The 16,452-nt window shown below is 77.4% G+C and carries 8 protein-coding genes; 3 read left to right on the top strand and 5 right to left on the bottom strand.

Going from position 1 to position 16,452, the window contains the following annotated elements; translation table 11 throughout:
• Positions 1 to 6: 6 nt before the first annotated feature.
• Complete coding sequence (locus tag LG943_RS18445) at positions 7 to 6,627, bottom strand: non-ribosomal peptide synthetase (protein WP_270073558.1); 6,621 nt, start codon at positions 6,625 to 6,627, stop codon at positions 7 to 9.
• A gap of 136 nt (positions 6,628 to 6,763) precedes the next feature.
• On the opposite strand from LG943_RS18445, the gene LG943_RS18450 reads away from it, so the two are divergent.
• Complete coding sequence (locus LG943_RS18450; RefSeq protein WP_270073559.1) at positions 6,764 to 8,380, top strand: (2,3-dihydroxybenzoyl)adenylate synthase; 1,617 nt, start codon at positions 6,764 to 6,766, stop codon at positions 8,378 to 8,380.
• Between the two features lie 187 nt (positions 8,381 to 8,567).
• Here LG943_RS18450 and LG943_RS18455 read toward each other — a convergent pair whose 3' ends face one another.
• Together LG943_RS18455 and LG943_RS18460 are read right to left on the bottom strand one after the other, a co-directional pair.
• A complete protein-coding gene (locus tag LG943_RS18455) occupies positions 8,568 to 9,206 on the bottom strand; it encodes an isochorismatase family protein (RefSeq protein WP_270073560.1) in 639 nt (212 codons plus the stop codon).
• A 171-nt stretch (positions 9,207 to 9,377) separates the two neighbouring features.
• A complete protein-coding gene (locus LG943_RS18460) occupies positions 9,378 to 10,220 on the bottom strand; it encodes an SDR family NAD(P)-dependent oxidoreductase (RefSeq protein WP_270073561.1) in 843 nt (280 codons plus the stop codon).
• 421 nt (positions 10,221 to 10,641) lie between these two features.
• On the opposite strand from LG943_RS18460, the gene LG943_RS18465 reads away from it, so the two are divergent.
• Positions 10,642 to 11,802, top strand: coding sequence for a methyltransferase domain-containing protein (locus LG943_RS18465; protein WP_270073562.1), 1,161 nt, complete (start codon positions 10,642 to 10,644; stop codon positions 11,800 to 11,802).
• Positions 11,803 to 11,998: 196 nt separating this feature from the next.
• Here LG943_RS18465 and LG943_RS18470 read toward each other — a convergent pair whose 3' ends face one another.
• Entirely contained in the window at positions 11,999 to 12,763 is a 765-nt protein-coding gene (locus LG943_RS18470) for an SDR family NAD(P)-dependent oxidoreductase (protein ID WP_270073563.1), read from the bottom strand.
• A gap of 359 nt (positions 12,764 to 13,122) precedes the next feature.
• Here LG943_RS18470 and LG943_RS18475 point away from each other — a divergent pair, with 359 nt between their 5' ends.
• Positions 13,123 to 13,764 carry a TetR/AcrR family transcriptional regulator gene (locus LG943_RS18475; RefSeq protein ID WP_270073564.1) on the top strand — a complete coding sequence of 214 codons (642 nt, stop codon included), beginning with the start codon at positions 13,123 to 13,125 and terminating at the stop codon, positions 13,762 to 13,764.
• Positions 13,765 to 13,794: 30 nt separating this feature from the next.
• Here the strand turns inward: LG943_RS18475 and LG943_RS18480 are convergent, their stop codons facing one another.
• The gene (locus LG943_RS18480) at positions 13,795 to 16,350 is read right to left on the bottom strand and encodes a sensor histidine kinase (protein WP_270073565.1); all 2,556 of its coding nucleotides are present in this window, start codon (positions 16,348 to 16,350) and stop codon (positions 13,795 to 13,797) included.
• Between the last annotated feature and the right edge of the window lie 102 nt (positions 16,351 to 16,452).

Here is a 16,452-nt window from a genome sequence, read left to right on the forward strand (position 1 = left end):
GGCGGGTCAGATCACGCCGGTCTGGAGGTCGCCGGGGCGGGCGGCGCGGACCTGGTCGGCGAGCGCGGCGAGGGTGGGGGCGGCCAGGAACGCGCGGGTGGACAGCTCCGCGCCGAGGTCGCGGCGCAGGACGGTGATCATGCGGATGGCCAGCAGGCTGGTGCCGCCCAGGCTGAAGAAGTTGGCGTCGCGGTCGCCGACCTCGGCGCCGACCAGTTCCGACCACACGCCGGCGATGTGCTTCTCGACCTCGTCGGCGAGCGGGGCGGGGCCGCCGGCCGGCCGGGCCGCCGCCAGCTCGGCGAGAGCCTGCTGGTCGACCTTGCCGTTGGCGGTCAGCGGCAGCTCGGCCAGGGCGTGGACCTCGGCGGGCACCGCGTGGGCGGGCAGCCGCGCCGCCAGGTGGGCGGCGAGGTCGGCGGGGCCGGGCGCGGGGTCGCCGGCGACGAACGCGGCCAGCCGGCGCGCGCTGCGCTCGCCCACGGCCAGCACCGCCGCGCGGCGCACGCCGGGGTGGTCCTCCAGCGCGGCCTCGACCTCGCCGAGTTCCAGCCGGTGCCCGCCGATCTTGACCTGGCGGTCGGTGCGGCCCAGGAACTCCAGGAGCCCGCCGGGGCGGTAGCGCCCGAGGTCGCCGGTGCGGTACCAGCGCTCGCCGCCGGCGGTGGGGAACCGCTCGGCGGTGCGCCGGGCGTCGCCCCGGTAGCCCTCGGCCAGCCCGGCGCCGCCGATCCACAGCTCGCCCGGGGTCCAGTCGGGGCAGTCGCGGCCGTGGGGGTCGACCACCCGGTAGCGCTGGTTGCGCAGCGGGTGGCCGTAGGGCACCGAGGGCCAGCCGTCGGGGACGTGGCCGCCGTCGAAGGCGTTGGACCAGATGGCCGCCTCGGTGGCGCCGCCCAGGGCGACCAGGCGCACCCGCCCGCCGGCGGCGGCGCGCAGGCGCGGCGCGAGGTCGGCGCCCACCCAGTCGCCCGACACCAGGGCCAGCCGCAGCGCGGGGGGCAGCCCGGGGCCTTCGGCGGCCAGCAGCAGCATGTCCAGCAGGGCGGGCACGGTGTTCCACACGGTCACGCCGTGCTCGGCGCACAGCGCGCGCCAGCGCTCGGCGTCGCGGCGGTCGTCCTCCTCGGGCACCACCAGCGCGCCGCCGGCGCCCAGCAGGCCGAAGAGGTCGTAGACCGACAGGTCGAAGTCCAGCGCCGACAGCGCGAGCACCCGGTCGCCGGATCCCACTTCGTAGCGCTCGGTGATGTCGGCGACGGTGTTGAGCGCGGCGGCGTGGCTGACCGCGACACCCTTGGGCGCGCCGGTGGAGCCGGAGGTGAACACGGTGTAGGCGAGCGCGCCGGGGTCGGTGGCGAGGGGCGCGGCCAGCGGCGGGGCGGCGCGCAGCTCGGCGGGGTCGGCGGCGCGCGGCGCGCCGGTGCCGTCGCCCACGGCCAGCACGGTGCCGGCGGCGCGGTGGATGCGCTCGCGCCGCAGCGGGGGCTGGCCGGCGCCCACGGGCACGTAGGCCGCGCCGGCGGCCAGCACGCCCAGCACGGCCACGACCTGGTCGGCGCCCTTGGGCAGGCACACGCCCACGGTGTCGCCGGGGCGCACGCCGCGCCCGACCAGCCCGGCGGCGGTGCGCAGGGCGGCCTCGGCCAGTTCGCCGTGGGTGAGGACCCCCTCGGCGGTGATCACGGCGGGGGCGTCGGCGCGCTCGGCGGCGCGGGCGAAGAACCCCCCGTGCAGGGTGCCGGCGGGGCGGGGGCCGGCGGTGGCGTTGGCGGCGGCGCGGGCGGCGCGCTGGTCGGCCGGCAGCGGGGGCGCGGCGGCGCGCGGCCAGGCGGCGGCGCCGTCGGCGGCCAGCGCGCGCAGGGTGTCCAGGTAGGCGGCGAACATGGCGTCGAGCACGCCGGGGCGGAACAGCTCCTCCACCGCGTCCCAGGAGACCTCCAGGCCGCCGCGGCTCTCCATGACCTGGTTGTCCAGGTAGACCTGCGGGGACTGGGACAGCCCCCACACCCGCTCGGGGAACTCGGGCGACAGGTCCAGGGAGACGTCGCCGCCCACGCCCAGGGAGCTGGTGAACACCACGGGGATCCCCGGCTGCGCGCCTCCGGTGCGCCGCGCCAGCTCGCGCAGCACCCACTCGGCGGGCGCCTCGCGGTGGTCGAGGTCGCGGCCCAGCCGCCGCTGGAGGTCGCGGGCGGCCTCCAGCGGGTCCCGGCCGGGCTCGCGGTGGTAGGAGGTCAGCGACAGGGAGGTGAAGTCGCCCAGGACGCGGCCGATGTGGGGGTGGACGTCGTGCCGGTTGAACAGGGTGAGGGTGAGGCTGAGGGCGGTCTGGCCGCTCCAGCGGCCCAGCACCTCGCCGTAGCAGGCGAGCAGCAGCGCGGCGGGGGTGATCCCGGCCGAGCGGGCCAGCGCCCGCAGCGCCGCCCACTCGCGGGGGGCCAGCCGGTCGGCGCGGCGGGTGAAGCGGGGGCGGTCGATGTCGGCGGGCGCGCGGCGCAGCGGGAGGTCGGGCGCGGGCGGCAGCTCGGCCACGCGGGCGCGCCAGTAGTCCTCGTCGCGGCGGCGCCGCTGGGGGTCGGGGCGCACCTGGGCGAGGTAGTCGCGGAAGGTGACGTCGAGCGGCTCCAGTTCGGCGGCGGGCTCGCGGTAGAGGCGGTCCAGCTCGGTGTAGAAGGTCATGATGCTCAGGGCGTCCAGGACCAGGTAGTCCAGGCCGACGCCGAGGCGCACCCGCTCGGCGCCGCCGCGCCGGTAGCGCACCGCGCGCACGTCGAACAGCGGCCACCGGGTGGGGTCGAGGACCTGGTGGGACATGGACTCCCGCAGGTCGCGCAGCGCGGGGTCGGGGTCGTCGGGGTCGGCGTCGGCCACGGGCACCCGGACGGGGGCGACCTCGGGCAGGACCCGCTGGTCGCCGTCGGGGCCGAAGACCGCGCGCAGCATGTCGTGGCGGGCGACGAGCCGGTTCAGCGCGCGCTCCAGCCGGGGCAGGTCCACGCCGGCGCCGTCGAACTCGGTGTAGTGGTAGGTGCCCACCCCGCCCAGCGGGAAGTCGGGGCTGCGGCCGGTGAGGTAGGCCCGCTGCACCTCGGTGGGGGCGAACGGCTCGTGGCGCGCGCCGGGGTCGTGGGCGATGGGCGCGGCGCCGGTACCGGTGTCCGCCGCGGCGCCGGGTTCGGGCAGCCGGGCGGCGAAGTCGGCGAGCACGGGGTGGGCGAACAGCTCGGCCACGCCCGCCTCGGCGTGGCCGAGGGCGCGCAGCGCGGCGACCACGCGGGTGGCCAGCAGGGAGTCGCCGCCCAGCGCGAAGAAGGAGTCGCCGCGGTGCACGGCGGCGGCGCCCAGCACCTCTTGCCAGACCTCGGCGACGCGGCGCTCGGCGGCGGTGGCGGGCGGTTCGGCGCCGGCCGGGGCGGCGCCGAGGTGGTCGGTGATCCGGGCGGCCACGGCGGCGCGGTCGGGTTTGCCGTTTCGGGTGAGCGGCACGGCGGGCAGCGCCACCACGGGGTCGGGCAGCATGGCCGGCGGCAGCAGGGTGCGCGCGTGGTCGGCGGCGGCTTCGGCGAGCCCGTCGGCGGGGGCGCCGGGGGCGGGGGCGACGGCGGCGGCCAGGCGCGGTGCGGGTCCGGGCAGGGCCACGGCGACGGCGGCGGCCACGCCGGGGTGGGCGCGCAGGGCGGCCTCGACCTCGCCGGTCTCGACGCGCACGCCGTTGACCTTGACCTGGTGGTCGGCGCGGCCGAGGAACTCCAGGGTGCCGTCGGGGGCGTAGCGGGCGAGGTCGCCGGTGCGGTACCAGCGCTCGCCGCCGGCGGTGACGAACCGGTCGGCGGTGGCGGCGGCGTCGCCCCGGTAGCCCCGGGCCAGCCCGGCGCCGCCCACCCACAGCTCGCCGGCGACGTGGTCGGGCCGGTCGCGGCCCTGGGGGTCGACCACCCGGCAGCGCACGCCGGGCAGCGGGCGGCCCCAGGGCACGCACGGCCAGGCGGGGTCGGCCTCATCGACCTCCAGCAGGGTGGAGTGGATCGCGGCCTCGGTCATGCCGCCCAGCGCGAGGAACCGGCAGTCGGGGGCCTGGGCGCGCAGCCGGTCGGCGAGGGAGGGGGCGATGCGGTCGCCGCCCAGCAGCGCGGCGCGCAGCGGCGGCATCGGCGCCGCGCCCGCCTCGACCGCCGCCAGCAGCATGTCCAGCAGCGCGGGCACGCAGTTGAGCAGGGTCGCCCCGGCGTCGGCGGCGGCGCGCGCCCAGGTGAGGGCGTCGCGGCGGTCGGCGGAGTCGACCAGCACGGCGGCGCCGCCGGCCGACAGCGGCGCGAACAGGTCGAACACCGACATGTCGAAGTCGGGGTCGGCCAGCGCCAGGGTGCGGTCGCCGGGGCCGGTGCCCAGGTGGGCGTTGAGCACGTCGATCGTGTGCGCGGCGGCGCGGTGGGGGACCTCCACGCCCTTGGGGGTGCCGGTGGAGCCGGAGGTGAACAGCACGTAGGCGAGGTCGTCGGGGGCGGCCGGGCGGGGTTCGGCGGGCGGTGCGGTGCGCGCGTCGTCCCAGGCCAGCACGGGTACGCGGCCGTCGTGGCGGCCGGGGTCGTCGGTGAGCAGCAGCGCCGGCGCGCCCGCCGCGATGACGCGGGCGCGCCGGGCCGCCGGCTGGTCGCGGCCCACGGGCAGGTAGGCGCAGCCGGCCGCGAGGACCCCCAGGACGGCGGCCACCTGGTCGGCGCCCTTGCGGAGGTCGACGGCCACGACCGCGCCGGCGGGCGCCTGGGCGGCGACGGCACCGGCGGCGCGCAGCGCGCGGTCGGCCAGGTCGCCGTAGGAGACGGCGGTGCCGTCGGCGGCGACCAGGGCGGTGGCGGCGGGCGCGGTGCGGGCGCGGGCGAGAAAGGGCGCGTGCAGGGTGCGGGGCGCGGGCGGCGCCGCGTCCGGCGCGGTGGCGGCGCGCGCGGCGGCGCGGGCGGCCGGCAGCGGGGGGCAAAACGGGCGCGACCAGGCGGCGGGGTCGTCGATCAGCTCCTCGACCAGGGCGCGGTAGCGGTCGAACGCCTCGGCGGCCGCGCCGGGCGCGAACGCGTGCTCGCGCAGGTCCCAGTTGAGCAGCAGGCCGCCGTCCAACTCGGTCACCTGGGCGTCCAGCAGCACCTGGGGGCCCTGGGAGATGATCCACGACGGCGCGCCGAACACCTCCTGGACGGCGTCGGTGAACAGCGGGCCCAGGCCGATGGCGCTGGTGTAGACGACCGGCGCCAGGACGGGCGCGCCGCCGCCGGAGCGGGCGAGGTCGCGCAGCACCTCCACCCCGCCGTAGGCGCCGTGGTCCACCGCCTGGTGGAGGTCGGTCCGCACGGCGGCGGCGCGCTCGGCGAAGGGGGCGGGCGCGCCGGTGTCCACGCCCAGCAGCACCGAGCCGCTGAAGTCGCCGATCACCTGGTCGACGTTGGGGTGCAGCGGCGCCCGGTCGAAGAGGGGCAGGTTGAGGGTGAAGCGCGGCTCGGCGCTCCAGGCCCCCAGCACCTCGGCGAAGGCGGCGGCCAGGGCGGCGGCGGGGGTGACCCCGGCGGCGCGGGCGCGGCGGGCGAACGCGCGGGTGCGCTCGGGCGGGAGGTGGTGGTGCAGCCGGGTGGAGCGGGTCGGCGGGGCGCCCGCCGAGGCCGGCGCGAGGGCGTCGGGGACGGTGGGCAGGGCGGGCGGCGGCGGGAGGTCGGGCAGGCGCTCGGCCCACCAGGCGCGGGCGCGCTCGCGAGGGGCGGGGTCGGCGGCGGCGCGGGCCGCGCGGTCGGCCAGGTAGCGGGCGAAGTCGTAGTCCAGCGGGGGCAGGGAGCCGCCGGTGTAGGCGGTGCGCAGGTCCTCCAGCAGCACGCGCAGGCTCAGCGCGTCGGCGACGATCATGTCGAGGTCGACGTGCAGCCGGGTGGCGCCGCCGGGCAGCAGGGACAGGGCGATGTCCAGCACGTGCCCGGCGGCGACGTCCATGCGGCGGTGGGTGGAGTCGTCGCGCACCCGCGCCAGGACCCGCTCGGCCTCGTGCGGGGAGAGGTCCCGCAGGTCGTGCACTGCCAGGGCGGGCGCCTCGGCCTCGGCGGGGGCGGTGTACTGGCGGCCGTCGCCGGTGAAGCGCACGCGCAGCATGGGGTGGCGGGCCACGACGGCGCGCACGGCGGCGGCGAGCCGGTCGGGGTCGAGGCCGCGCCCGTCGAACTCGGTGTAGAAGTGCGCGGCGACCCCGCCCAGGGGCTGGCCGTCCTGCCGGCCGATCCAGTAGGCGTGCTGCATGGTCGCCATGGGGAAGGGCGCGCCGGGGGCGGCGGGCGCGGCGGAGCCGGGGGCGGCGACCAGGTCGGTGGGGGCGGCGGTGTCGGCGGCCGGGGCGGGCGTGCGGGCGGCGGGAGCGGCGGGGGCCGAGCGGCGCAGCAGGTCGCGCCAGGCCGCCGCCGTGGGTTCGGCGGCAACGTCGGCGAACGTGACGTCGTGGCCGGCCTCGCGCCAGGCGCCCACGAGCCGGATGAGCCCGAGGGAGTCCAGCCCGTGGTCGAAGAGGTCGTCGGTGTCGGCGAAGCCGTCGGTGCCCAGGATCGCGGCCACCTGCTCCCGTACGGACTTGGGCCCGGCCTCGGCGCGGTCAGCCACGACGATTCGCCCCCTTGCGGTGTGGTTCGCGGGTATCGGTGATAATGAAAACCGTTTTCATTACCGGTGTCTATGTATAGCACCGCCCGGATCGCCGAGTCGAGCCCGGATCGCCCACATCACAAGGAGGAGTCGCATGCCGCAGGACTGGCTGCCCTGGCCCGCGGACACGGCACGGGAGTACCGCGAGCGCGGGTTCTGGGACGACCGGCGGCTGGACGCGCCGCTGCGCGAGGGCGCCGCCCGCCACGGCGACCGCCTCGCCCTGGTCGACGGCGCCGACCGGCTCAGCTACGCCGATCTGGACACCTGCGTGGACCGGGTGGCCGCCGGGCTGGCCGCGCTGCCGGTGCGCGCGGGCGAGCGCGTGCTGCTGCAACTGCCCAACCGCGCCGAGTACGTGGTCACCCTGTTCGCGCTGGTGCGCATCGGCGCGCTGCCGGTGCTGGCGCTGCCCTCGCTGGGCCCGGCCGAGGTGGAGTCGCTGGTGCGCACCAGCGGCGCGTGCGCGCTCGTGGTCGCCCAGGGCCGGGGCCGCGCCGACCCGCGCCCGGCCGCCGCGCGCATCGCCGCCGAGGCGCCGTCGGTGCGCCGCCTCATCGTGGTGGGCGACCCGGGCGACACCGGCGGCCTGGCCTGGGACGCCCTGCTGGAGGCCGGCGCCGCCCCGCCCGCCGCCGATGCGGGGTCCGCCGAGGAACCGGCCCTGCTCCTGCTGTCGGGCGGCACCACGGGCACGCCCAAGCTGATCCCCCGCACCCACGCCGACTACGGCTACAACGCCCGCGCCTCGGCCGCCGCGTGCGGCGTGGGCGCCGACGCCGTGTACCTGGCGGTCCTGCCGGCCGCGCACAACTTCACCATGGTGTCGCCGGGGATCGTGGGGACGCTGGCGACCGGCGGCACGGTGGTGCTCAGCCCCGACCCCAGCCCCACGACCGCCTTCGGGCTGGTGGAGCGCGAGGGGGTGACCATCACCGCGCTGGTGCCCGCGCTGGTGCCGGCGTGGCTGGAGGAGGCCGGGCGCACCGCGCACGACCTGGGGTCGCTGCGGGTGCTCCAGGTCGGCGGCTCCCGGCTGGACGACGCCACGGCGCGGCGGGTCGGCCCGGCGCTGGGCTGCCGCCTCCAGCAGGTGTTCGGGATGGCCGAGGGCCTGAACAACTACACCCGGCTGGACGACCCCGACGACGTGGTGTGCACGACGCAGGGCCGCCCGCTCTCCCCCGCCGACGAGGTCGCGGTGGTGGACGAGGACGGCCGGCCGGTGCCGCCGGGCACCCCCGGCGAGCTGCTCACGCGCGGGCCCTACACGATCCGCGGCTACTACCGGGCGCGGGAACTGGACGCGCTGCGGTTCACCCCCGACGGGTTCTACCGCACCGGCGACCTGGTGGTGCGCACCGAGCGCGGGGACCTGGTGGTGGTGGGACGGGTGAAGGACCAGGTGAACCGGGCGGGCGAGAAGATCGCGGCCGTGGAGGTGGAGGAGCACCTGCTGGGGGTGCCGGGGGTGGCGGCCGCGGCGGTGGTGGGCGCGCCCGACCCCGTGCTCGGGGAGCGGTCGGTGGCCTTCGTGGTCGCCCGGGGCGCCGCCTGCCCCGGCCGGGAGGAGGTGCGCGCGGCGCTGCTGGCGCGGGGGGTGGCGCCGTTCAAGGTCCCTGATGAGGTCCGCGCGGTGCCCGCGCTCCCGCTGACCGGGGTGGGGAAGGTGGACAAGCGCCCGCTGCGGGAGCGGGCGGCGGAGGGGTAGCGGGGGGCGGCCTCCGGCCGTGCCGGCCCGGGGGCCGGGCCGGCGGGCGGGCGGGCGGCCGGGGGGGGGGGGGGGGGGCCGCGGGCGTCCGGGCCGGGGGGGGGGTCGGGCGGGACGGCCGGACGGCCGGAGGTGGTCGGCGGGGCCGGGGCGGACGGCGGAGGCCGGGGGGGACAGCCGGAGCCGGTCAGCCGGACAGGGCGGCCAGCACCTCCTTGGTGCCGACCGCGCCCGCGCAGCGGTTGGCGGCGTACGACAGGGCCATGGCGTGCTCGGCGGCGGAGAAGTCGGCGACGGCGTCGCCGACCACGAAGGTCTCGAAGTCGCGCATGAAGGAGTCGCAGGCGGTGACCAGCACCCCGATGTGGGCGTAGACCCCGCAGACGACCAGTTGGTCGCGGCCGGAGTCGCGCAGCCGCCACTCCAGGTCGGTGCGGGCGAAGGCGCTGTAGCGCCACTTGGTGATCACGGGCTCGTCGGCGGCGGGCGCCAGCGGCTCCACGATGGCGGTGTGGGCGGGGTCGTCGCGCAGGCCGTCGCCCCACAGGTCGCGCAGGAGGCCGCGCTCCCGGGGGTGCTGGGACCCGGGCTGGGCGGTGTAGACGCGCGGCACGCCCAACTCGGCGCAGCGGCGGCGCAGCGCGGAGATGTTGGCGAGGAGGCTGGGCACGGGCTCCTCCTCGGGGGTGAAGGCGTCGAGGAAGTAGCGCTGCATGTCGTGGATGAGCAGCACGCAGCGGTCGGGGTCCACCGTCCACGCCATGCGGTTGGCGGGCAGGTCGCCCTCGCCGGGCATCGGGTAGGGGTCGATGGTCGGTAGCGGCATCAGCGGTCCTTTCGCGCGGGCGCCACGCGCCGGAGGCCGGAGCGGCGGCGGGGACGGGATCGGGACGGGGATGGGGCGTGGGGTGTGGGGGCGCGGAAGCGGGGCGGGGGTGCGGGGGGTGTGGGGGGTGTGGGGGTGGCGGCGGGCCACCGGCCCGGGAGTCACCGGGGTTCAGGCGCCGAGGCTGGCGCCGCCGTCCACGCGCAGGTCGTGCAGGGTGATGTGCCGGGCGGCCGGGGAGATGAGGAAGGCGACCGACTCGGCGACGTCGTCGGGCTGGGCGATCCGACCCAGGGGTACGGCCACCCGGAAGGCGCGCGGATCGGCGCCGGGCGCGGTAGCGGGTTCGGCGCGGGCGCCGGGGGCGGGTGCAGCGGGCTCGGCGGACTCGGCGGGCTGCGTCGCGGGGGCGGGTTCCCGGTCCCACAGCGCCCGCTGCATGGCGGTGTCGGTGGCGCCGGGCGAGACGACGTTGCAGCGGATGCCGTGCGGGGCGAGTTCCAGGCCCAGCGACAGGGTGAAGTGGGCGGCGGCGGCCTTGGAGGCGGCGTAGGCCGCCATGGCGGCGCGGGGCACGGCACCGGCGTCGGAGCCGACGGTGACGATGCTGCCGGACTGGCGGGGCACCATCGCCCGCGCCGCCGCGCGGCAGACGTGGAAGACGCCGAGGGTGTTGACGTCGAAGACCTCGCGCCACTGCCGATCGGAGAAGGCGGTGACCGGCCCCCAGCGCAGGACCCCCGCGACGTTGACGGCGGCGGCGAGCGCCCCGAGGTCGCTCTCGGCCGCCGCGACCGCCGCCTCCACGGCGTCGGCGTCGGCCACGTCGACCGCGTATCCCCGGACGCGGTGCCCCCGCGCGGCCAGCCGCGCCGCCAGGTCGGCGACGCCGTCGCCGTCGACGTCCAGCGCCGCCACGGCAAACCCCCGCTCGACCAGCAGACGCACGACGGCACTCCCGATTCCCCCGGCAGCCCCGGTGACCAGGGCCGTTCCGGGCGGCTCCCCTACCACGGAGCATCTTTCCGAGGAATGAAAATGATTATCATGTTCACACCATAGCAACGACCTTCGGACAGACCCGCAGTAGCCACCCACCCGCACAGCCTGGCCGCCGCCACCCTGGTCCGATCACTGGAGATGAGGCGGTTCCCGTGCGGTGCGAACGGGACGGAACCAGACGTCCGGCCCGCCCCAGCACCGCTCAGGTGAAACCTGGGACCCGCGGGTAACCGGCCGTTGACCGGTGCCGGTCAGCTCCAGTGACAATGCGTTGCCTTCTGACTACGGTGAGGGCACGTCCCCTTCCGCTGGAGGTTGCGATGGGTCACCGTAAAGAAGGCGAACCGGACCAGAAACCGGAGCCCAAGATCATCCAGGACGGGCAGAACCCGTCCCCGCACGGCCGCGGCGGTGAGAAGACCGGCGAGAACAAGTGACTTCGCCACCGCACGGCGGCCCGGCCGCGCTGGCCGGGCTGCTGTGCGCTCGCGGAGTGCTCACCGACCCGGTGTGGGAGCGCGTCTTCGCCTCGGTGCCGCGCCACGCGTTTCTGCCCGACGTGGTCTGGGCCAACGACGCCGACGGGTGGCTGTCCCCCGTCACACGCGACGATCCGCGCTGGTGGGAATGGGCCTACTCCGACGTGCCCGTCGTGACCCAGGTCGACGACGGCGCACCCGAGGGCGCGGACGGGCGCGGACGGCTGGCGACCAGCTCGGCGAGCCAACCCCTGATGGTCGCCGCCATGCTCGACGCGCTTGAGGTGTACGACGGTGCGCGGGTGCTGGAGATCGGCACGGCGACCGGCTTCAACGCGGCCCTGCTGTCGGCGCGGCTGGGATCGCGGCAGGTGACCACGGTGGAGATCGACGCGGCCCTGGCCGAGCAGGGGCGGGCGAACCTGGAGCGCGCGGGCTTCGCGCCGACCGTGGTCGTGGGCGACGGCACGAAGGGGGTCGCCGCTGACGCCCCCTATGACCGGGTGCTTTCCACGGTCGCCGCGAAGTCGGTGCCCTTCGCCTGGGTGGAGCAGACCCGGCCCGGCGGGGTGATCGTGACCCCCTGGGGCAACGACTACCTCGGCCACCACCTGCTCCGCCTGGACGTGGGAGCCGACGGCACCGCCTCGGGGCGGATCATCGGCCCTGCGGCGTTCATGTGGCTGCGCGGTCAGCGCTCCTACACGGGAACCTGGCGCGACCACATCGACTTCGACGCGCCCATGGCCGAGGGCACGACGACCCTGGACCCCGGCGCCGTACTGGCGGCCGAGGACAGCGGTGCCCGGTTCGTGATCGGCGCGGCGGTGGAGGACCTCTACGCCATGCGGTTCAGCGCTCGCGACGGGTCGGGCGAGTTCACGGTCTGGCTCTACGACGCTCGGGGGTCCTGGGCGGCGGCCGACCACGTCCCCGGCGCGGACGAGTTCGCCGTGAGCCACCACGGGCCGCGCCGCCTGTGGGCCGAGGTCGAACGCGCCTACACCGCGTGGGAGGCGGCGGGCCGACCGGAACGCGATCGGCTCGGGCTTACCGTCTCCGCTGCGGGACAAGCGGTGTGGGTCGATGAACCGGGAATCGTGGTCGGCCCGTGACCGGACGGGCGGCGTGCGGCCCGGCGCCCCGCGTCGCCGGACTCCGGCGGGGAGCCCGGCGACGCGGGCGGGGACTGAGTCGCCACCCGGCGCCGCCCACGTGCGGGTGGCGCCGGGGCGGCACCGGGTGGGCGCGTCCGTGCTCGGGGCGGCGGCTGCGCCTGGGCCTCGCTCCGGGCGCTCCGGGCGCTCCGGGTCAGACCGCCGACCAGCCGTTGTCCACGGGCAGGACGGCGCCGCTGATGTTGCTGGCGGCGTCGGAGGCCAGGAAGACGATCGCGGCGGCGAGTTCGGCGGGGTCGGCCACGCGGCCGATGTTGGTGGCGTAGGTCCCGACCACCGTGGGGCCGCCGGGCGCCGGGGCGGCCTCCACGGCGATGGCGGTGGCGGTGCCGCCGGGGGCCACCGCGTTCACCCGGATGCCGTGGTCGCGGTACATGACCGCCGTGGACTTCACCAGGCCCACCACGCCGTGCTTGGCGGCGGTGTAGGCGGTGCCGGCGGCGCTGCCGCGCAGGGACGCCTCCGAGGCGGTGAAGACGATCGACCCCTTGCCCCGCTCCAGCATGTGCGGCAGGGCGGCGCGGGTGAGCAGGAACGGCGCGGTGAGGTTGACGCGGATCAGCCGCTCCCACACGGCGTCGGTGACGTCGGCGGTGGCCGACAGGTCGTCCATGATCCCGGCGTTGTTGACGAGGACGTCGATCCCGCCCAGGCGCTCCACGGCGGCGGCCACGACCTCGTCCACCACCTCCTGGCGGCTGAGGTCGCCGGCGACCACCTCGGCGGTGCCGCCGGCGGCGCGGACCTCGGCGGCCGCGCTCTCGGCGGTCTCGGCGTTGAGGTCGGCGATGAGCACGCGGGCGCCCTCGGCGGCGAAGCGCAGCGCGCTGGCCCGCCCGATGCCGGAGCCGCCCCCGGTGACGACGACGTTCTTCCCGGCCAGACCCGACTCGATCACGGTTGGTCCCTTCGTCCCGACGGCAGGGTCGGCCCTGCGTGGCCGACCGGCGAGGCTGCCTCGGGCCTCCTCTGTCACTCTACGACTTTTTGTCGCTAAGCGACATTTTGTCGGTGAGTGATATTCCGGCACGTGGGAGCGGTAGCCTGGTGCGGCCCGGGGAGCCCTCCCGGGGGCCGGTGGCGAAGGAGGTCGGGGTGGCGCAGCGCAAACCGCTTGAGCCGGCGGAGCCGGTCCGGCCGCCGGACGAAGGGGAGCCGGCGGACCCGCCGCAGCCGAGCGGACCGGCCGGGGCGACCGGGCCGACCGGCCCGGCGCGGACGTCGAGGCCGGCGCAGCAGGGCCGGGGCCGCCCGCCCATGTCGGAGCGGCGCCGCTCGCTCATGCGCCTGGAGATCGCGCGCGCCGCCGTCAAACTGTTCCGCGCCAAGGGGGTGGCCGCCACCACCGGCGACGACATCGCCGGCGCCATCGGCATCAGCGCCCGCACGCTGTGGCGCTACTTCCCCACCAAGGAGAGCTGCGTCCGCCCCCTGCTCACCGGGAGCCTGGAGACCCTGGCCGCCGCGCTGCGCGACTGCCCGCCCGGCGCGGGGCTGCTGGCGCACCTGGAGCGCGTGGGCATATTCGCCGACCGCGAAACCCTCGGCACCGAGCCCATCGCCGACCTGGTCCGGATGACCCGCACCGAGCCCGCGCTGCGCACCGTCTGGCTGGACGTCCACCACGCCGCCGAGGAGGTCTTCGCCGAGATCATCGCCGAGCGCGTCGGCGCCGCACCCGGCGACCTCGCCGTCCGCATGCAGGCGGCCGTCCTCAACGCCGCCCTGCGCGTCGCCGCCGAGGAGCACGCCCGCGCCCTCGCGCAGTCGTCCGATCCCCCGCCCCTGGGCGCCGTCCTGCGCACCGCCCTGACCGCCGCCGCCCCCGCCCTTCCCGCCTTCGCCCCGGCCCCCGAGCCCGACACCCGCCCCCGCACCGACGCCGGCACCGGCACCTGACACCCGCACCGCTCCCGGCCGGCCGCCCGGCTAGGGCAGCGGCGGCGTCGGCTCGGCCGGCTCCGCCGGCTCGGTGGCGTCGGCCGACGGCAGCGAGACCAGCATGGTCAGCCCGCCTCCGGACGTGGGCTCAGGGGAGAGAGTGCCGCCCATGGCCTCCACCAGGCCCCGCGACAGCGCCAGCCCCAGCCCCACACCGGTGGTGTTGTCGGTGTCGCCCAGGCGCTGGAACGGCACGAATACCCGGTCCCACTCCTCCTCGGGGATCCCCGGGCCGTGGTCGGTGATCCGCACCTCCACCCGGGAGTCGGTCTCGGTGGCGGTGATCTCGGGCGGGGCGCCGGCGGGGCTGTAGCGCAGCGCGTTGCCGATCACGTTGGCCAGCGCCCGCTGGAGCAGGCCGAGGTCGGCGTGCACGGCCGAGAGGTCGTCGGGGACGCGCAGCCGCACGGGCGCCTCCGGCGCGGCCTCCTCCAGGGCGGGCATGAGCGCCTCGGCCACGTCGAAGTCGCTCAAGCTCACCCCCAGCGCCCCGGCGCGCAGCCGGCTCATGTCCAGCAGGTTGGCCACCAGCCGGGTGAGCTGGTCCACGGCCTCGTCGGCGGTGGCCAGCAGCTCGGCCTGGTCGTGGGCGTCGAAGTGCACCTCCTCGCTGCGCAGGCTGGTGATCACCGCCTTGGCCGAGGCCAGCGGCCCGCGCAGGTCGTGGCTGACGGCCGCCAGCAGCGCGGTGCGCAGCCGGTCGGCCTCGGCCAGCGGGCGGGCCGTGGCCGCCTCCTCGGCCAGCCGCTCGTGGCGCAGCGCCACCGCCGCCTGGGCGGCGAACGCCTCGACCACGCGGCGGTCCTCGGCGGCCAGCCGCCCGCCGCGCAGGACCAGGCGCAGGGTGTCGTCGATGGCGACCTCCACCCCGCCCTCGCCCGGGTCGGCGCCCGGCGGCTCCCCGGCCGAGGCGGCGACCCGCCACGCCCCCGGGTCGAGCCGCGCGCCGTCCTCGGCCGGCCGCTCCAGCAGGGCGACCGACTCCGAGCCGAACGTCTCGCGCAGCCGCTCCAGCAGCGCCGCCAGCGGCCGCGACCCGCGCAGGACGCTGCCCGCCACGGTGGCCAGGGTCTGGGCCTGGGCCTGGGCGCGCGCGGCCTCGCGGGTGCGCCGGGCCGCGCGGTCGACCACCACGCTCACCGCCGCGGCCACCACGAGGAACACCCCCAGCGCCAGCACGTCGCGCGGGTGGGAGACCGCCAGCGTGAGGTAGGGCCGGGTGTGGAAGACGTCCATCAGCAGGAACCCGACCACGGCGGCGGTCAGCGCGGGCGCCATGCCCCCGGTGAGCGCCGCGCCGATCACGGCCGCGAACACCACCAGGATGGCGGTGGGCAGGGACTCCTCGCCGGGCGGCAGGACGCCGCTCAGCATCAGCAGCGGCAGCGCGCCCAGCGCCAGGGCGTGGCCGATGGCCCGGCGGCGCCGGGGCAGCGCCGGTGCCGGGCCGCGCCGCCCGCCGCGCCCGGCGTGCTCGTGGTTGACCAGGTGGACGTCGATGGACCCTGCCAGCGCCGTGGTGGTCGGCCCCACCCCCGGCGACAGCGCGTGGCCCAGCCGCCCCCGCCGGCTGGCGCCCAGCACCAACTGGGTGGCGTTGGCGCCCCGGGCGAACTCGATGAGCGCGGTGGGCACGTCGTCGCCGATGACCTCGTGGTAGGTGCCGCCCAGGCACTCCACCAGCACCCGCTGGCGGGCCAGCAGCGCGGGGTCGGCGCCCACCAGCCCGTCGGAGCGGGCGACGTGCACCGCCAGCAAATCGGCGCCCTTGCTGCGCGCGGCGATCCGGGCGGCGCGGCGGATGAGGGTGTCGCCCTCGGCGCCGCCGGTGAGCGCCACGACCACCCGCTCGCGCGCCTCCCAGGTGGCGGTGACCTCGTGCTCGCTGCGGTAGCGGTCGAGCTGGTCGTCGACCTTGTCGGCCAGCCACAGCAGCGCGAGTTCGCGCAGCGCGGTGAGGTTGCCGACGCGGAAGTAGTTCTGGAGGGCGGCGTCGACCTTGTCGGGGGCGTAGACGTTGCCGTGGACCATGCGGCGGCGCAGCGCCTCGGGGGTCATGTCGACCAGCTCGATCTGGTCGGCGGCGCGCACCCAGGCGTCGGGCACGGTCTCGCGCTGGGGCACGCCGGTGATGCGCTCCACGACGTCGTTCAACGATTCCAGGTGCTGGATGTTGAGCGTGGACAGCACGGTGACTCCGGCGTCCAGCAGCCGGGCGATGTCCTGCCACCGCTTGGCGTTGGCCGACCCGGGGACGTTGGTGTGCGCCAGCTCGTCCACCAGCGCGATGCGCGGGCGGCGGGCGAGCACGGCGTCGAGGTCCATCTCGGTGAAGACCGCGCCGCGGTGCTCGACCGTGCGGCGCGGCACGGTCTCCAGGTCGCCGATCATGGCCTGGGTCTCGGGGCGGCCGTGGGTCTCGACGTAGGCGACCACCACGTCGGCGCCCCGGGCGCGGCGCCGGTGCGCCTCGGCGAGCATGGCGTAGGTCTTGCCGACCCCCGGGGCCGCGCCCAGGTAGACGCGCAGCCGTCCGCGTGCCATCGCGGACCCTCCCTCCTCCTGGCGGGCGGCCGGGGAACGTCCCACCGCCCGCGCACCCGTTGTAGTCGCCCGAGGTCGCGGCGGCAACGGCGCTTGGTGGGT

Source organism: Streptomonospora mangrovi (assembly GCF_027604915.1).
Classification (GTDB): Bacteria; Actinomycetota; Actinomycetes; order Streptosporangiales; family Streptosporangiaceae; genus Streptomonospora; species Streptomonospora mangrovi.

Excerpts from the sequence above, each read along its gene's own strand:
- LG943_RS18450 (WP_270073559.1), top strand. The coding sequence starts at position 6,764 with ATGCCGCAGGACTGGCTGCCCTGGCCCGCGGACACGGCACGGGAGTAC.
- LG943_RS18455 (WP_270073560.1), bottom strand. The coding sequence starts at position 9,206 with ATGCCGCTACCGACCATCGACCCCTACCCGATGCCCGGCGAGGGCGAC.
- LG943_RS18475 (WP_270073564.1), top strand. The coding sequence starts at position 13,123 with ATGTCGGAGCGGCGCCGCTCGCTCATGCGCCTGGAGATCGCGCGCGCC.
- LG943_RS18480 (WP_270073565.1), bottom strand. The coding sequence starts at position 16,350 with ATGGCACGCGGACGGCTGCGCGTCTACCTGGGCGCGGCCCCGGGGGTC.